Here is a 15,857-nt window from a genome sequence, read left to right on the forward strand (position 1 = left end):
ATATGAAACGCAGTCTTTTGCTCCTTGTGGTTGCCGTTTTATTAACAGCGGCGCCGCTGTTGTTCATTCCTCACTCTGATTTTGGCGGCACGGATGGCCAAGCGGAAAAGACAATCCAAGTGATCGCGCCGCATTATCAACCTTGGGCGCAAACCATCTTTGAGCCGCCGGGCGGAGAGGTGGAAACATTGCTGTTTTCGGTGCAAGCAGCGGTCGGCGCCGGCATTATTGGCTATATTATCGGCGTTTATAAAGGTCGGGCGAACAAAAGAGAGGAAGCCGAATGATCCGGCAGCTGGACACCATCGCTTACAATAACCGCCTGCGGGCAATACGTCCCGAACAAAAAGTGCTATTTGCGTTTCTGTTATTAATAATGGCGATGGCGGGTAGTTGGAAAGTGCAAGCCATGATAACGGTTTGGCTGGCCATATGGATTATCGGGTATGCGCGCGTCTCGTGGAAAGTGTACGCCAAGGCCCTCGGCGCCGTGGCCTTGTTTTTGCTGATGAGTGTTCCAGCTTTGCTTGTTTCCATTGACCGTTCTTTTCATGTTTCGCTGGACCATTCACAACTTGTCACGGTGATGTCTTTGCTGTCCCGTTCCATCGCAGCATGGTCTTGTTTATTTTTCTTGCTGGTGACGACCCCGTTTCCTGAGATGTTGTCTGTGCTCAAGCGCATGAAAGTGCCGTCCATCCTTATGGAGTTGTTCTTTTTCACGTACCGGTTTGTCTTTGTTTTCGAGAAAGCGGCAGAAGAGCTGTACGTGGCGATGAAAGCAAGAAATGGAGGAACCCATTGGCGGCACGGCGGGATGTTGGTATTCCAGCTTTTTCAAAAAATTTGGCATTCCTATGAAGCGTTGCGCCTTGCTTTATGGGCGCGCGGAGTTTCCGGTGAAATGGCCTATGTTCCGACGGAAACATACCACAAAACCAATAAACGGTATCTGTGGGAAGCGGTCATCGGCCTCAGTTTGCTTCTATGGCTTTCGATGATAGGAGGATAGCAGGCAATGCTGACAATGGAGGAAGTATATTATGCGTATCCGGACGGGCCGTGTGTGTTAAAAGGGGTAAGCCTTCATATTCCTGATGGGAAAAAATGTGCGCTCATCGGTCATAACGGATGCGGCAAGACAACGTTATTTTTGCATACGAACGGGCTGTTGCGCCCTAATTCTGGCCGGATTTACTGGAATGGCGAGAAGATGGATTACCGGCGGCAAACGCTGCAAAAATGGCGGCGGGAAGTCGGCATCGTTTTTCAAAACCCGGAACACCAGCTGGTGGCGCCGCTGGTGCGCGATGAACTAGCGTTTGGCCTGCATCATGCAGGAATGGCAAAAAGCGAGATGGAGGAACTTATGGAAAAGGCGCTGGATGAGTTTGGCTTGCGTCCATGGCTGGACAAGCCGGTTCACCATTTAAGCCTCGGCCAAAAAAAATGGCTGACGCTGGCCGCCGTCATGGTGATGAATCCGAAATTATTAGTGCTCGATGAGCCGACGGCCTATTTAGACCGGCGGCAAATCCGGCGGTTTGTTGAGAAGATCAACGACATTTATCATAACGGCACAACGGTTTTGCTTGCGACGCATGATGTTGATTTTGTTTTAGAGTGGGCGGACATTGTGTTTGTCATGCATGACGGGCAAATTGTCATGCAAGGGGCGCCGCAAGACATCTTTGCCAGGCAGCATCCATTGCAAGAATGGCATCTTGATGTTCCGCTGCTTGCTTCTGTTTGGAAAACGTTGTTTCCGCACGAGACGCGCATCCCGCGGAATGTAGAAGAAATGAAACAATGGATGAATGAACAAGCGCTGGGCACCGTATAGCGAACCAGTGATTGAAATAGTATGCCCAATTAACATTGACAAGAAAGGGGAATGGAGGTGGAACGATGAAAGGAAAATTGCTGATTGTCGGATTTGGTCCAGGCAGCAAGGAACATATGACAAAACGAGCGAGGGAAGCCATTGAAGAAAGCGATATTATTATCGGTTATAAAACATACGTTGACCTAGTCGCAGATTTAATTGGCAATAAACAAGTGATTAGCACAGGAATGACGGAAGAAGTCAGCCGTGCCCAGGAAGCGGTGAAATGGGCAGAACGCGGCAAAACGGTTGCCGTCATTTCCAGCGGGGACGCGGGGGTGTACGGGATGGCAGGGCTTGTGTATGAGGTGCTCGTCGAAAAAGGATGGACGCGAGAAAGCGGTATCGATGTCGAAGTCATTCCCGGCATTTCTGCCATTCACTCATGCGCCGCGTTGTTAGGTGCGCCGGTTATGCATGATGCGTGCACAATTAGCTTAAGCGATCACTTAACGCCGTGGGCGCTGATTGAGAAACGCATTGAAGCGGCAGCCGCTGCCGATTTTGTCATCGCTCTATATAATCCAAAAAGCGGACGGCGCACGCGGCAAATTGTCGAAGCGCAGCGGATTCTTTTGCGCTATCGCTCGCCAAGCACTCCGGTTGGATTAGTGAAAAGCGCTTATCGCGCGCGGCAGCATATCGTATTGACAGATTTAGCGCATATGCTCGATTACGATATCGGAATGTTAACGACTGTCATTATCGGCAATTCTTCGACATTTGTATATGACGGGCTGATGATTACGCCGCGCGGCTACCAGCGGAAATATACGCTGAGCGCCGCCGAACAGCCGTTAAAACCGCACGAACGTCTCCGCAAAGAAGCAGAACCGTGGGCGCTTGATCCAACGGGATTGTCCTCGGCAAGAGAAATCGCGGAAGACGCGTTGCAAAAACTGGCGATCCGCCAGCGCGACGCCGCGGTGTTTGCCCCTGCGATTTTCGAAATCGCAGTTAGCCCGGGGGTAGCGAATAAAAATTTTACGGCAAAACAAATGATGTTGCTTGCCGAAATTGCTGGCGAAGGCGGAACGATGATGTATACGCCGGATCATTATTTGAAGCTGGAGGTGCCTGCTTCTGATCCAGACCGTATCATTGCCAGACTGAAAGAAGCGGGACTGACCGTTGCCCCGATCGGTGATGTGCTGACGGTGAAGGCATGCGATTTTTGCGACGGCGAGAAAAAAGACGCGATTCCGTATGCACAACAGTTGTACGAACAGCTTGGCGGCATGGCGCTCCCGAAAGAATTGAAGCTCGGTGTTAACGGCTGCGGCATGGCGTGTTACGGTGCGGTGCGGGAAGATATCGGCATTGTCTACCGGAAAGGGGCATTCGACTTATTTTTAGGAGGAAAAACAATCGGAAGAAATGCGCATCCCGGACAGCTTGTCGCCGAAGGAATTCCGCCAAGCGAGATAGTGTCTGTTGTCACACGCATTATTCAAGAATATAAGGAAAACGCCTATCCAAATGAACGGTTTCATAAGTTTTTCAAGCGAGTGAAGCAAGTCGGCGGATTTGCGTATCAAGAGGAGGAACAGACGGCAAAAATCGAAGTACCTGTCTGCGGTGAATAAGGGGGAGAAGAAAAACAATGAAAGCGGTATTGTTTGTCGGGCACGGCAGCCGCGACCCGGAAGGAAACGACCAAGTCCGGCAGTTTGTCGAACAATTAAAGCCGAACATCAAAGCCTCCATACATGTTGAAACGAGTTTTTTAGAATTCGGACGGCCGACAATTCGCGAAGGAATCGATCGTTGCGTTTCCGCTGGGGCTCGTGAAATTATCGTGATTCCAATGATTTTGCTGGCAGCAGGCCATTCGAAGCTGCACATTCCGGCGGAGATTGATGAAGCAAAGAAGCGTTATCCGCATGTGGCGTTCATCTATGGCCGGCCAATTGGCATTCACGAGCAAACATTTTCGATCTTGAAAACGAGATTGAAAGAAATCGGGGAAAATATCGAAAATCCCGCTCCGGAAACAGCAGTGGTGCTGCTTGGACGCGGGGGGAGCGATCCGGATGCGAACAGCGACTTATATAAAATTTCCCGCTTATTTTGGGAACAAACGAACTATTTTCTCGTAGAACCGGCGTTTATGGGGGTGACAGCGCCATCGTTAGATGATGCGGTGGAACGTTGCGTGAAGCTAGGGGCGCGAAAAGTGGTAGTTTTGCCGTACTTCTTGTTTACCGGCGTGCTTATCAAGCGGCTTGAAAAAAAAGTAGAACAATATGGTTTCCAATATCCTAATGTTAACTTTGCGCTAGCTGGCTATTTTGGGTTTCATCCGGAGCTGAAAACGATTATGCTTGACAGATTAGAAGAAGCGATTGGTAAAACGGTTGTGATGAACTGCGATATGTGCCAATATCGGCTTCATGCAGCAGAACATCATCACCATCACCACCACCACCATCATCATTAAGGAGGGACATGCATGGTTATCGTATTAGCGGGAACGAGCGATGCCCGAGAGCTGGCGCTTTGCATCCGACAGGCAGGGTATGACGTGTTGGCGACCGTCGTGACAGAACACGCGGCGGACCAGCTGCGCGCTTCCGGCTTAGCGGTGCATCTCGGAAGGCTGCCGGCGGAACAATTGGCAGAGTTAATCCGCGCAAAGAAAGCGAAAGCGGTGGTGGATGCAAGCCATCCGTTTGCCGAAGAGGCGTCGAAAAATGCGATGCAGGCGGCAGCGGCAACCGGCGTTCCGTACATCCGCTATGAACGCCAAGCGGCTGAGCTAAACAGCCGGCTTGTCACCTTTGTTGACAGCTATGAAGAGGCGGCCGAATTGGCGGCGCAAAAACGCGGGGTGATTATGCTGACGACAGGAAGCAAAACGTTGCACATTTTTGCCGCCAAGCTGCTCGGCCTTCCCGATACGCGCGTGATTGCGCGCATGCTGCCGCGCAAAGACAACATGGAGAAATGCGAACAACTTAAGTTCCCGCAAGAAAATATTGTGGCGATGCAAGGCCCGTTCACAAAAGAATTGGATATGGCGCTTTTCCGCCATTTTGGTGTGACATTGCTTATTACGAAAGAAAGCGGAAAAGTTGGGTTTGTCGATGAAAAAATCGCTGCCGCACAAGAATTGGGAATTGAGACGATTGTCATCCGTCGCCCGTCGATAGAATATGGCGCGGTGTTTTTTGAATTTCCTGATATCATCAGAGCGCTGCAACGAATGGTGCAGTTTTGAAAAGAGGTGGTTGATCATGGATTTTCGCACAGAATTTCAGCCGGTTACAGTCCAACCGCAACAAATTGAAAAAAGAAGCTTTCAAATCATTGATGAAGAAATCGGGGAACACCATTTTACGGAAGAACAATATCCGATTGTACAGCGTGTTATTCATGCTTCTGCCGATTTTGAACTTGGAAGAAGCTTGTTATTTCACCCTGATGCTGTCCGCGCGGGAATAAAAGCAATACGCAGCGGGAAGACGGTTGTCGCCGATGTGCAAATGGTCCAAGTCGGTGTGAATAAAGTGCGTATCGAAAAGTTTGGCGGAAAAGTGAAAGTGTATATTTCCGACGAAGATGTCATTGCGGAGGCGAAACGGCTCAATACGACAAGAGCGATTGTCGCAATGAGAAAAGCGGTGAAAGAGGCAGAAGGAGGAATTTTTGCGATTGGCAACGCGCCAACGGCACTGCTTGAATTGATTCGTTTGATTAAAGAAGGAGAAGCGCGCCCGGGATTAGTGATCGGCCTGCCAGTCGGATTTGTATCAGCGGCGGAAGCGAAAGCGGAGTTGGCGAAACTGGATGTTCCATTTATTACAAATATCGGCCGAAAAGGAGGAAGCACCATTACAGTGGCGGCGCTAAACGCATTGTCACTGTTAGCAGAGCGAGGGTAAACAAAATGAAAGCGAAAAAAACGCTGCGAGAAGGATATACGACGGGGGCGTGCGCCACAGCGGCGACGAAAGCGGCATTAACGGCGCTTATTACCGGCATCCGGCAAACGGAGGCAACGATTTATTTGCCGGTTGGACGCTGGGTGACGTTTGCCATTGAATCGTGCGAGATTGGTGAGGCGTCAGCGGCGGCAACAGTGATTAAAGACGGGGGAGATGACCCTGATGCGACGCACGGGGCCGCAATTGTCTCGACGGTGTCATGGGCGGAGCAGCCCGGCATTCATTTGGATGGCGGAAAAGGGGTAGGGCGCGTCACGAAACCGGGTTTGCCGGTGCCGGTTGGCGAAGCAGCAATCAATCCTGTCCCACGGAAAATGATTCGCGAGACAGCGCGCGAAGTGCTGGAACAATACGGCATTTCCCGGGGAGTGAATGTCATTATTTCCGTCCCTGATGGAGAAGAAATCGCGAAAAAAACGTTAAACGCGCGCCTTGGCATTATCGGCGGCATTTCGATTTTAGGGACGCGCGGCATTGTCGTTCCTTTTTCGACATCCGCCTACCGCGCGAGCATCGTTCAGGCCATTCAAGTGGCGAAAGCAAACAGATGCGACCATGTGGTGATAACGACGGGAGGACGAAGCGAAAAATTTGCCATGCAGCAATATTCTCATCTTCCCGACGAAGCGTTTATTGAAATGGGCGATTTTGTCGGCTTTACGCTGAAACAATGCAAAAGATTAGGAATCAAAACCGTTTCGATGGTCGGGATGATGGGGAAATTTTCGAAAGTGGCGCAAGGCATTATGATGGTCCATTCGAAAAGCGCCCCCGTTGATTTTTCGTTTTTAGCAGCTATTGCTGAACGAGCCGGGGCTGCGCCGGAACTCGTCGCCGCTGTCCGGGAAGCCAATACGGCATCGCAAGTCGGCGAGATGATGTGGAAAGCAGAAAATAGACGTTTTTTTGAAATATTATGCGATCATTGCTGTTTGTCAGCATTGCGGGAAGTCGGCGGCGGCATTACGGTCGAAACGTCGCTGTACACGATGGGCGGCCAATTATTAGGAAAGGCGGTGCGGGATGATGCAGGTGATTAAACTGATTGGTATTGGCGCAGATGGGAAGGCAAGCCTCCCGCGTCTTTATGAACGCTGGATTTATGAAAGTGAATTATTGGTGGGAGGGGAGCGTCACTTAGCTTTTTTCCCTGACTATCAAGGGGAGACGCTCACAATTCGGGGGAGTTTATCACAACTTGTTGAGCGGCTCCGCCATGAAACGAAACGAACCGTCATTATTGCGTCTGGCGATCCGATGTTTTACGGAATCGGCAGTTATTTAGCGGATAAGCTGCCGATCGAAGTGTATCCGACGGTCAGCTCGGTGCAATGGGCGTTTGCGAAAATGGGGGAAAAGTGGCAGGATGCCGAGTTTATCAGCGTCCATGGCCGCAGCATGAAAGGGCTTGCGCAGCGCATCGACGGATGCGAAAAAGTAGCGATATTAACGGATGAAACAAATTCTCCTAACGCGATTGCGAAATATTTGCTTTCGTACGGAATGACCGAATACCGCGCGTTTGTCGGAGAAAATCTTGGCGGCCGGGATGAACGGTGCCGTTTTTTCGAATTAGAAGAGATGGCGGATGCCGAATTTTCCCCATTAAATGTCGTTATTTTGCAAAAAACAAAAGCAGGGCCGGCGTGGCCGCTGGGGATTGACGATAATGAATTTTTGCAGCGCAAACCTGAGAAAGGGCTGATTACGAAAAAGGAGATTCGCGTGTTAAGCATCAGCGCGCTCCGGCTTCATGCGGAGAGTGTCGTTTGGGATATCGGCACATGCACCGGATCTGTCGCGATCGAAGCGGCGAAAATTGCCCGCGAAGGCGCCGTGTTTGCGATTGAAAAAAATGCCCACGATATCGAAATTTGCAAGGAAAATTTAAAAAAATTCCGCGTTGACCTGACGCTTGTCCACGGCAAAGCGCCTGAGCATTTAGACAAATTCGCCGACCCGGATGCGGTTTTTATCGGAGGAACGTCGGGAGAAATCGGACCGCTGCTTGACGTTTGCTGCCGGCGTTTGAAACGGAATGGCCGCATCGTGATTAATGCGGTTACGATAGAAACGCTGGCGCAGGCGGTGGAAGCATTGAAACAGCGCGGCTTTCAAGCAGACATTACGCTCGCGCAAATTTCCAGAAGCAAGCCGATTTTAGAGCTGACACGGTTTGATGCACTGAATCCGATTTATATCATTGCAGCAAAGCGGGAGGGAGACGAATGAGCGGAATATTGTATGGCATCGGCGTCGGGCCGGGCGACCCCGAGCTGTTGACGGTGAAGGCGTTCCGCCGTCTGAAAGAAGCGCATGTCATTGCTTATCCGAAAAAACAGCGCGGCAGCAAAAGCTATGCCCAACAAATTATTGAAGCATATTTTTCTCCGGCGGAAAAAGAGATGCTTGGGCTCGTTTTTCCTATGACGAAAAATATGGATGTGTTAACGGAAAAATGGAATGAGACGGCAGAAGCGATATGGGAACAGCTCCAAGCGGGCAAAGATGTCGCGTTTGTGACCGAAGGTGATCCGCTTTTATATAGCACGTTTATCCATCTGATGAACATCATGAAAGAACGTTATCCAAATGTCGCTATTGAAATTATCCCGGGAGTTTCCTCTGTCAACGCGGCGGCGGCGAGATTGCAGCTCCCGCTTGCCGACGGGGATGAGCATGTGGCGATTATTCCGGCGCGCGACGACTATGAGGCGATGAAAAAGGCGCTTAGCGACCATGATTGCGTTGTGTTTTTGAAAGTGGCGAAGGTGATGGATATGATGATTCGGCTTCTCCGCGAACAAAACTTATTGCAAAAAGCCGCTGTGGTGACAAAAGTGACATCGAAAGAAGAAGTCATTTGGAATATAGAACAGCTCGAAGGAGCGGAGCTTGAATATTTAACGTTATTGGTGGTGAGAAAGTGAAATTGCATATTATTGGCGCAGGGCCCGGGGCACCGGACTTGATTACCGTTAAAGGCGCGCAATTGCTCCAAGAAGCGGATGCCATTTTTTACACGGATTCGCTCGTCAATGGCGAACTGATCGAGCGCTATCGAAAGCCAGAAGCCGAAGTGTTTCATACGGCGGGGATGCATTTAGAAGAAATGGTCGAGGCGATGTTGGAAAAACTGAGGCAAGGCAAAAAAGTCGTGCGCATCCATACGGGGGATCCGTCGGTTTACGGAGCGACACTCGAACAAATAGCGCTCTTAAAAAAACAGGGAGTCGAAATCGAAATTGTCCCTGGCGTCAGCTCGGTATTTGCAGCGGCTGCCGCTGTCCAAGCGGAGCTGACCGTTCCGGATTTGACGCAGACGGTCATTTTAACGCGAGCGGAAGGGCGGACGCCGGTCCCAGGGAAGGAAAAACTGGAAGAGCTGGCGAAACATCATTGTACTTTGGCGCTGTTTTTAAGCGCCACATTAACAAAAAAAGTGACAAAGGCGCTGAAAGATGCTGGCTGGAGCGACGATACCCCCGTTATCATCGTGTATAAAGCGACATGGCCAGACCAAAAGATCGTTTATTCCACTGTCGGCACGCTGGATGAGGATATGCGAGAAAACGGCATCCGCAAACATGCGCTTATATTGGCAGGCTGGGCGTTGGATACTGCCATTATTGAGCGCGACTATCGCTCCAAATTGTACGATAAAACGTTCACGCACGGATATCGGCGGGGGGTGTAAGAAAATGTATGCGATTGTTGCGATTACGAAGCACGGTACGGACATTGCCCGCCGCGTCGGCGAAAAGCTTCCGAATGCGGATGTATATTATACGAATAAGTTTGCGAGAGGCGACGAAGAAGAAAAAGGAATTCGCTTGTTTGCGGGGAACGTGCGGTTATTATTGCCGTCGCTCTTTCAAACATACCGCGGGCTTGTGCTTATTATTTCGCTCGGCGCGGTCGTGCGGATGATTGCCCCGTTATTAAAGGATAAAAAAACCGATCCGGCAGTTGTCGTTATCGATGATAAAGGACAGTACGTCATTAGCGTGCTTTCTGGGCATCTTGGCGGAGCGAACGAATTGACGCGGCAAGTTGCGGAAATTTTACACGCCCAACCGGTTATTACGACTGCCTCTGATGTACAAAAAACGATTGCCGTTGATTTGTTTGGCCGTTCTTTTGGCTGGGAATGGGAATCCGCCGAAAAGCTGACGCCTGTCAGCGCCGCTGTTGTTAATGAACAGCGCGTTGCTGTAGTGCAGGAGTCAGGAGAGAGAAATTGGTGGGATTACGATACGCCGCTGCCAAACAATATCCATGTTTATCATTCGGTTGGGGAAGCGCTAGCGGCAAAACCGGATGCCGCTCTTGTCGTGACCCATCGCCTGTTGTCGAAAGAGGAAGAAGCGATATTGCAAAACGGCGTTTTGTACCGTCCGAAAGTGATTGTGCTCGGCATCGGCTGCAACCGCGGCACAACAGCGGAAGAAATTGAAACGGTCATTCGCGAAACGTTAGACGAACTCCGTTTTTCCATAAAAAGCGTGAAAGCGGTATGTACGATTGCATTAAAAAAAGACGAGCCGGGACTGCTGGAAGTTGTCCGGAAATACGGATGGGAATTCATTTATTATACTCCGGAAGAATTAAATAACGTAAACATCGAACAACCTTCGGAAACGGTGTACCGCTATACAGGCGCTTACGGTGTCAGCGAGCCGGCAGCGAAGCTATATAGCGGCGCCGAAAAGCTGGAACTAGTTAAGAAAAAGGCGGGCAATGTCACGATTTCGGTGGCACTTTTGCAACATTAAGGAGGAAAACAACATGCGAAGAATTGTAATCGCCGGAACGGAAAGCGGTGTCGGAAAAACGACTGTAACCATCGGGCTGATGGCGGCGTTAAGGCAAAAAGGCTACACCGTGCAAGGATTTAAATGCGGTCCGGATTATATTGACCCGACCTATCATACCGCCGTCACGGGAAGACGATCGCGCAATCTGGACAGCTGGATGGTCGGCCATGAAACGGTTCAAGCGATTTGCGCCAAAGGCTGTGAAGGGGCGGATATCGCTATTATCGAAGGGGTCATGGGCCTGTTTGATGGAAAACGGCCGACGACAAACGAAGGAACGACGGCGGAGATCAGTGTTTTGACGAAAAGCCCGGTGTTGCTTGTCATCGACTGTTCCGGCATGGCACGGAGCGCGGCGGCGATAGTCCGCGGCTTTCAAACATTTGATAAACGCGTGCGCATTGCGGGAGTGATTGCCAACCGCGTCGGCAGTGAGGGACATTTTCGCCTTGTGAAAACGGCGATTGAACAAGAATGTGGCATTCCGGTGATCGGTTTTTTACAAAAAGATGATATGCTTCACATCCCAGAACGGCATTTAGGCCTTATTCCGTCGATAGAGCGCGGAGAGTTGGATGGCTTTTTTGCAAAATTAGGGGAGCGCGTCGCCGAGACGGTCGACCTTAACGCATTGCTTAAGCTTTCGGAAGCTCCGGCATTGAGCGCGCCGCGATCGTATGTCAATGTTAACAAATCGTATAATGTGCGGATTGCGGTGGCCAAAGACGCGGCGTTTCATTTTTATTATCCGGAAAATTTAGAGCTGTTACAGGCATATGGAGCTGAATTAGTCTTTTTCTCCCCGCTTGCCGGCGAACCGCTGCCGGACGATGTCGATGGGTTGTATATTGGCGGCGGATTTCCCGAAGAGTTCGCCAAAACGCTGTCCGAACAACAAAATGTCAAGCAGTCAATCAAAGCCGCGATCGAAAGCGGGCTTCCGACATTGGCGGAATGCGGGGGATTTATGTTTTTAACCGAAGCCATCGAAACGACGGATGGTTCGTGTTATGACATGGTCGGTGTCATTCCGGGGCGCGTCGTCATGCATTCGAAGCTCGTCGCGCTCGGTTATCGCGAAGTAAAGGGGGAAAAAGGAAATTTTTTGCTTCCGGAAGGATTGCGGGCGCGGGGGCATGAGTTTCATTATTCTACATATGAAGCGGAAGGCGGGCTTCCGTTTGCGTATGAAACAACAGGGCTGCGTGGTGTGAAAAAAGACGGCTATCAGCGGGAAAATTTAATTGCAGGCTATATCCATTTTCATTTTGCTTCTTGCCCGCCAATGGTCGAAAATTGGCTGAAGCGATGTAAGGAGGTGAAGGAACGTGGCTAAAGCGTTGCCGATTATGTTTCAAGGAACGCATTCCGACGCGGGAAAAAGCATTATCGCCACGGCGTTTTGCCGCATTTTCGCGGAAAACGGCTGGAAAACGGCGCCGTTTAAATCACAAAACATGTCCCTCAACTCGTACGTGACGGTCGATGGCAAAGAAATCGGGCGGGCGCAAGGAATCCAAGCGGAAGCGGCCGGCATTGTCGCAACGACCGATATGAACCCGATTTTAATTAAACCGAGCCGCGAGCATGAATCGCAAATCATCGTGCACGGACGGCCGTATAAAAATATGCGGGCGTTCGCGTACCGCAACGAATTTTTTGAAAAAGGATTGAGCATTATCCGCAAGTCGCTGGACGTTTTAATGAATGAATATGATCGGCTTGTGATTGAAGGGGCGGGAAGCCCAGCGGAAATCAATTTAAATGACCGCGAACTTGTCAACATGCGCGTCGCCCGCATGGCAAACGCGCCGGTAATATTAGTCGGCGATATTGAACGCGGCGGCGTGTTTGCCAGTTTAGTAGGGACGTTGCAGCTGCTTGACCAAGAAGACCGCAAGCGGATCATCGGCGTCATCATTAATAAGTTCCGCGGCGATTTGGCGCTTTTGCAGCCGGGGCTCGACTGGTTTGAACAATATACCGGCGTTCCGGTGTTAGGCGTCGTTCCATATTTAGAAGATTTACATATTGATGCGGAAGACTCGGTTAGTTTAGAACAAATGTCCACGGCCGTCAATCCGGACAAAGACATTGATATTGCGGTGATCCGTTATCCGAAAATCTCTAATTTCACGGATGTCGATCCGTTTTTGGCCGAGCCGGACTGCCATGTCCGGTTGGTGACGACGGCCGCGCAGCTTGGCAAGCCCGATTTGCTTATTTTACCTGGAAGCAAAAATACGATAGAAGATTTGCTATATATGAAGAAACAAGGCATTGCCGAGCAGATTCTAACGCTTTATAAACATCATTCTGCGACGATTGTCGGCATATGCGGCGGCTATCAAATGTTAGGCGCCCGCATTCGCGATCCATTTGGCGTGGAAACGCCGTTAAAGGAAATTTCCGGATTGCATCTTCTGCCGCTGGAAACGACGCTGGAGCGCAAAAAAACAACCGTCCTTTCGGAAGGAATATTGACATTTGCCGGTGAGCGCTTTTTGGTGAAAGGATATGAGATTCATATGGGGCGTTCGCAGCCGCTGGACGGAGATTATATCCCTTTTATCGACGTTCAAGGTCGCGGGGAAGGCGCGAAAAGCAAAGACGATCGGGTGTTAGGCACGTATTTTCACGATCTTTTTCATAACGATGCGTTTCGTGAAGCGCTATTGAATAACATTCGCCGCCGGAAAGGGTTGGCGCCCATTTACGGGCGTCAGTCGTTTCGCACCATCAGAGAACAGGCTTTTGACCGCCTTGCCAATCATGTGAAGCGGCACGTCCGCATGGATGAAATCGAAGAAAAAATGCATGTGTTTCAAAAGGAGGATGTATAATGTTATTTTCGATTCCAAAGCTGAATAAAGAAATCGGAAAAGAGGCACGCGCTTACGTCGACCAATTGACAAAACCGGTCGGCAGCCTTGGACGTTTAGAGAAGTTAGCGATCGAGCTGGCGGAAATGACAGGGAATAAATTTCCCGATGTTTCTCCGCCTGGCGTGCTTGTATTTGCCGCTGACCACGGTGTTGCGAAAGAAGGAGTGTCAGCATTTCCGCAGGAAGTGACGGCACAAATGGTAGGCAATTTTGTTCAAGGTGGCGCGGCGATTAATGTGTTCAGCCGGCAAATCGGCGCCATATTTGCCATTGTTGATGTTGGAGTCGCTGCAGCCATTGAGCATGAAGCGGTAATTTCGAAAAAAGTGCGGTACGGCACAAACAATTTTTGCGAGAAAGAAGCGATGAGCAGCGCGGAAGCGGAACAAGCGCTTCTCGTTGGCTACGAACAAGCGCAGGAAATCATCGGCAAAGGGGCCCGAACTCTCATTGTCGGGGAAATGGGAATCGGCAACACGACCACCGCAAGCGCGATTTTAGCAGCAGTGAGCGGTAAGCCAATCGAACAACTCGTCGGAAGGGGAACAGGAATTTCAGAAGAAAAGCTTGCCCATAAAGCCAGCGTCATTCGCCGCGCATTGTCGCTTCACCAGCCTGATCCGTCCAAACCGATAGAATTATTATCCAAAATCGGCGGGCTGGAAATCGCTGCGATGGCGGGGGCGATGTTGGCGGCAGCGGAGCGGCGCGTTCCGGTTTTACTGGACGGGTTCATCTGTACGGTTGCCGCGCTTGTCGCCAAGCTTTTCGCACCCGCTGTTGCCGATTATATGATTGCCGGCCATCGTTCTTGTGAAATGGGGCATCAAGTGGCGCTCGAATTATTAGGCAAAGAGCCCCTCATCGATTTAAACATGCGCCTTGGCGAAGGTAGCGGGGCGGTGGTCGCATTTCCGCTGTTGACATTTGCGACGGCGATGGTCAAGGAAATGGCGACATTTGCTTCTGCACATATTTCCCATTCTGTAGAAGGAGAAGGAAAACAATGACAGCATGCGGAAAAGTATATCTCGTTGGCGCCGGGCCCGGTGATGAAAAGCTGATCACCGTCTACGGGTTGGAATGCATTCAAAACGCCGATGTTATTATTTACGACCGATTGGTTAACCAAAATTTATTGAAGCACGCCAAAAGCGGCGCCGAACTCATTTATTGTGGAAAAGAACCGGGAAAGCATGCGCGCATTCAAGAACAAATTCATGCATGGCTGGTCGAAAAAGCGAAACAAGGAAAGATCGTCACTCGGCTTAAAGGCGGGGATCCTTGCGTATTCGGACGGGCAGGGGAAGAAGCGGAAGTGCTTGCGCGACACGGCATTCCGTTTGAAATCGTTCCTGGCGTGACGGCAGGAATTGCAGCGCCGGCATATGCCGGCATTCCCGTCACGCACCGAAACTATGCCGCTTCCTTTACCATTGTGACCGGCCATGGCCGTCAAGAAAAGGGGGATGACCGTCTCCATTGGGAAGGATTGGCAAAAGGAAGCGATACACTTGCATTTTATATGGGGATTGGCAATTTGCCGTATATTTGTCGGAAACTGATCGAACATGGAAAGCCGGTGCATACCCCTGTAGCAGTGATCGAGTGGGGGACGACGGAGCGGCAGCGGACGGCTGTCGGCACGCTGCAAACGATTTCCGATATCGTCAAAAACGCCGGCCTTTCTCATCCGGCGGTGATCGTTGTCGGAGAGGTCGTGCGCCTTCGGGAGACGATTCAATGGTTTACTGAGATGGAATGGGGTGATGCGGTTGCCACCACATAAAACGAAAGGGCGCGTCATCGTTTATACGGGGGACGGAAAAGGCAAAACGACCGCTGCGCTCGGGTTGGCGATACGGGCGGCAGGGAGAGGAAAAAAAGCCGCCGTCATTCAGTTTATCAAGTCGCCTGAGCGAACGTATGGCGAGCAGCTTATTTTGCAAAAACTTGGCATCGAAATGTATCCAATGGGCGCCGGATTTACATGGACGAAAACGCCGGAAGCGCATCGGCGGGCGCTGAAAGCGGCATGGGAGTTGACGCAGGAAAAAGTGCTTTCCGGCATGTACGACTTAATGATTTTAGATGAGTTGAACAATGCGCTGGCGATTGAACGGTTTCCGGTCGATGATATCATTTCCGTTCAACAAGTGCTTCAATTAATAGAAAAGCGCCCTCCTGCGCTTCATTTAGTGATCACCGGCCGTTTTGCAAAGCGGGAAATAATCGAGGCCGCCGACATTGTTACAGAGATGAAGCTGGTCAAACATGATTATGAGCAAGGCGTTACGGCGATGGAAGGGATTGAGTTTTAGCT

At 50.6% G+C, this 15,857-nt stretch carries 17 protein-coding genes; all 17 read left to right on the forward strand.

Annotation, left to right across the window (positions count from 1 at the left end):
• Positions 1-2: 2 nt before the first annotated feature.
• A complete protein-coding gene (locus AOT13_RS11885; RefSeq protein ID WP_013400949.1) occupies positions 3-287 on the forward strand; it encodes an energy-coupling factor ABC transporter substrate-binding protein in 285 nt (94 codons plus the stop codon).
• The gene (gene cbiQ / locus AOT13_RS11890) at positions 284-1,012 is read left to right on the forward strand and encodes a cobalt ECF transporter T component CbiQ (protein ID WP_013400948.1); all 729 of its coding nucleotides are present in this window, start codon (positions 284-286) and stop codon (positions 1,010-1,012) included. Before AOT13_RS11885 ends, cbiQ begins: the two co-directional genes overlap by 4 nt.
• A gap of 6 nt (positions 1,013-1,018) precedes the next feature.
• Positions 1,019-1,843 (forward strand): energy-coupling factor ABC transporter ATP-binding protein, encoded by an 825-nt coding sequence (locus AOT13_RS11895; RefSeq protein WP_013400947.1) that lies wholly within the window; start codon positions 1,019-1,021, stop codon positions 1,841-1,843.
• A 65-nt stretch (positions 1,844-1,908) separates the two neighbouring features.
• Positions 1,909-3,471 (forward strand): precorrin-3B C(17)-methyltransferase, encoded by a 1,563-nt coding sequence (gene cobJ / locus AOT13_RS11900; protein ID WP_042384845.1) that lies wholly within the window; start codon positions 1,909-1,911, stop codon positions 3,469-3,471.
• A gap of 17 nt (positions 3,472-3,488) precedes the next feature.
• Positions 3,489-4,325, forward strand: coding sequence for a sirohydrochlorin chelatase (locus AOT13_RS11905; RefSeq protein WP_042384847.1), 837 nt, complete (start codon positions 3,489-3,491; stop codon positions 4,323-4,325).
• A gap of 12 nt (positions 4,326-4,337) precedes the next feature.
• On the forward strand, positions 4,338-5,105 hold the full coding sequence (gene cobK / locus AOT13_RS11910) for a precorrin-6A reductase (protein ID WP_003250805.1): 768 nt from the start codon (positions 4,338-4,340) through the stop codon (positions 5,103-5,105).
• Positions 5,106-5,121: 16 nt separating this feature from the next.
• Positions 5,122-5,769 carry a precorrin-8X methylmutase gene (locus tag AOT13_RS11915; protein WP_003250803.1) on the forward strand — a complete coding sequence of 216 codons (648 nt, stop codon included), beginning with the start codon at positions 5,122-5,124 and terminating at the stop codon, positions 5,767-5,769.
• Positions 5,770-5,774: 5 nt separating this feature from the next.
• Positions 5,775-6,872 carry a cobalt-precorrin-5B (C(1))-methyltransferase gene (locus AOT13_RS11920; protein WP_013400945.1) on the forward strand — a complete coding sequence of 366 codons (1,098 nt, stop codon included), beginning with the start codon at positions 5,775-5,777 and terminating at the stop codon, positions 6,870-6,872.
• Positions 6,859-8,064 (forward strand): bifunctional cobalt-precorrin-7 (C(5))-methyltransferase/cobalt-precorrin-6B (C(15))-methyltransferase, encoded by a 1,206-nt coding sequence (locus tag AOT13_RS11925; RefSeq protein WP_013400944.1) that lies wholly within the window; start codon positions 6,859-6,861, stop codon positions 8,062-8,064. The genes AOT13_RS11920 and AOT13_RS11925 overlap by 14 nt, the downstream gene beginning before the upstream one ends.
• Positions 8,061-8,762 carry a precorrin-2 C(20)-methyltransferase gene (gene cobI, locus AOT13_RS11930; protein ID WP_013400943.1) on the forward strand — a complete coding sequence of 234 codons (702 nt, stop codon included), beginning with the start codon at positions 8,061-8,063 and terminating at the stop codon, positions 8,760-8,762. Before AOT13_RS11925 ends, cobI begins: the two co-directional genes overlap by 4 nt.
• The gene (gene cobM / locus AOT13_RS11935; protein WP_042384850.1) at positions 8,759-9,529 is read left to right on the forward strand and encodes a precorrin-4 C(11)-methyltransferase; all 771 of its coding nucleotides are present in this window, start codon (positions 8,759-8,761) and stop codon (positions 9,527-9,529) included. Before cobI ends, cobM begins: the two co-directional genes overlap by 4 nt.
• A 4-nt stretch (positions 9,530-9,533) precedes the next feature.
• Positions 9,534-10,607, forward strand: coding sequence for a cobalt-precorrin 5A hydrolase (locus tag AOT13_RS11940; protein WP_003250793.1), 1,074 nt, complete (start codon positions 9,534-9,536; stop codon positions 10,605-10,607).
• Between the two features lie 13 nt (positions 10,608-10,620).
• Complete coding sequence (locus tag AOT13_RS11945) at positions 10,621-11,985, forward strand: cobyrinic acid a,c-diamide synthase CobB (protein ID WP_042384852.1); 1,365 nt, start codon at positions 10,621-10,623, stop codon at positions 11,983-11,985.
• Positions 11,978-13,492 carry a cobyric acid synthase gene (locus tag AOT13_RS11950; RefSeq protein WP_013400941.1) on the forward strand — a complete coding sequence of 505 codons (1,515 nt, stop codon included), beginning with the start codon at positions 11,978-11,980 and terminating at the stop codon, positions 13,490-13,492. Before AOT13_RS11945 ends, AOT13_RS11950 begins: the two co-directional genes overlap by 8 nt.
• The gene (gene cobT, locus AOT13_RS11955; RefSeq protein ID WP_013400940.1) at positions 13,492-14,544 is read left to right on the forward strand and encodes a nicotinate-nucleotide--dimethylbenzimidazole phosphoribosyltransferase; all 1,053 of its coding nucleotides are present in this window, start codon (positions 13,492-13,494) and stop codon (positions 14,542-14,544) included. Before AOT13_RS11950 ends, cobT begins: the two co-directional genes overlap by 1 nt.
• Positions 14,541-15,323: a uroporphyrinogen-III C-methyltransferase gene (gene cobA, locus AOT13_RS11960; RefSeq protein WP_003250786.1), complete on the forward strand. Its 783-nt coding sequence runs from the start codon at positions 14,541-14,543 to the stop codon at positions 15,321-15,323. The genes cobT and cobA overlap by 4 nt, the downstream gene beginning before the upstream one ends.
• A complete protein-coding gene (cobO, locus tag AOT13_RS11965; protein ID WP_013400939.1) occupies positions 15,304-15,855 on the forward strand; it encodes a cob(I)yrinic acid a,c-diamide adenosyltransferase in 552 nt (183 codons plus the stop codon). The genes cobA and cobO overlap by 20 nt, the downstream gene beginning before the upstream one ends.
• Positions 15,856-15,857 lie beyond the last annotated feature (2 nt).

It is taken from the genome of Parageobacillus thermoglucosidasius (genome assembly GCF_001295365.1).
GTDB classification, from domain to species: domain Bacteria; phylum Bacillota; class Bacilli; order Bacillales; family Anoxybacillaceae; genus Parageobacillus; species Parageobacillus thermoglucosidasius.

Excerpts from the sequence above, each read along its gene's own strand:
- cobO (WP_013400939.1), top strand. The coding sequence starts at position 15,304 with ATGCGGTTGCCACCACATAAAACGAAAGGGCGCGTCATCGTTTATACG.
- AOT13_RS11920 (WP_013400945.1), top strand. The coding sequence starts at position 5,775 with ATGAAAGCGAAAAAAACGCTGCGAGAAGGATATACGACGGGGGCGTGC.
- cobI (WP_013400943.1), top strand. The coding sequence starts at position 8,061 with ATGAGCGGAATATTGTATGGCATCGGCGTCGGGCCGGGCGACCCCGAG.
- AOT13_RS11940 (WP_003250793.1), top strand. The coding sequence starts at position 9,534 with ATGTATGCGATTGTTGCGATTACGAAGCACGGTACGGACATTGCCCGC.
- cobT (WP_013400940.1), top strand. The coding sequence starts at position 13,492 with ATGTTATTTTCGATTCCAAAGCTGAATAAAGAAATCGGAAAAGAGGCA.
- cbiQ (WP_013400948.1), top strand. The coding sequence starts at position 284 with ATGATCCGGCAGCTGGACACCATCGCTTACAATAACCGCCTGCGGGCA.
- cobA (WP_003250786.1), top strand. The coding sequence starts at position 14,541 with ATGACAGCATGCGGAAAAGTATATCTCGTTGGCGCCGGGCCCGGTGAT.
- cobJ (WP_042384845.1), top strand. The coding sequence starts at position 1,909 with ATGAAAGGAAAATTGCTGATTGTCGGATTTGGTCCAGGCAGCAAGGAA.
- AOT13_RS11895 (WP_013400947.1), top strand. The coding sequence starts at position 1,019 with ATGCTGACAATGGAGGAAGTATATTATGCGTATCCGGACGGGCCGTGT.
- AOT13_RS11925 (WP_013400944.1), top strand. The coding sequence starts at position 6,859 with ATGCAGGTGATTAAACTGATTGGTATTGGCGCAGATGGGAAGGCAAGC.
- AOT13_RS11945 (WP_042384852.1), top strand. The coding sequence starts at position 10,621 with ATGCGAAGAATTGTAATCGCCGGAACGGAAAGCGGTGTCGGAAAAACG.
- cobK (WP_003250805.1), top strand. The coding sequence starts at position 4,338 with ATGGTTATCGTATTAGCGGGAACGAGCGATGCCCGAGAGCTGGCGCTT.
- AOT13_RS11905 (WP_042384847.1), top strand. The coding sequence starts at position 3,489 with ATGAAAGCGGTATTGTTTGTCGGGCACGGCAGCCGCGACCCGGAAGGA.
- AOT13_RS11885 (WP_013400949.1), top strand. The coding sequence starts at position 3 with ATGAAACGCAGTCTTTTGCTCCTTGTGGTTGCCGTTTTATTAACAGCG.
- AOT13_RS11915 (WP_003250803.1), top strand. The coding sequence starts at position 5,122 with ATGGATTTTCGCACAGAATTTCAGCCGGTTACAGTCCAACCGCAACAA.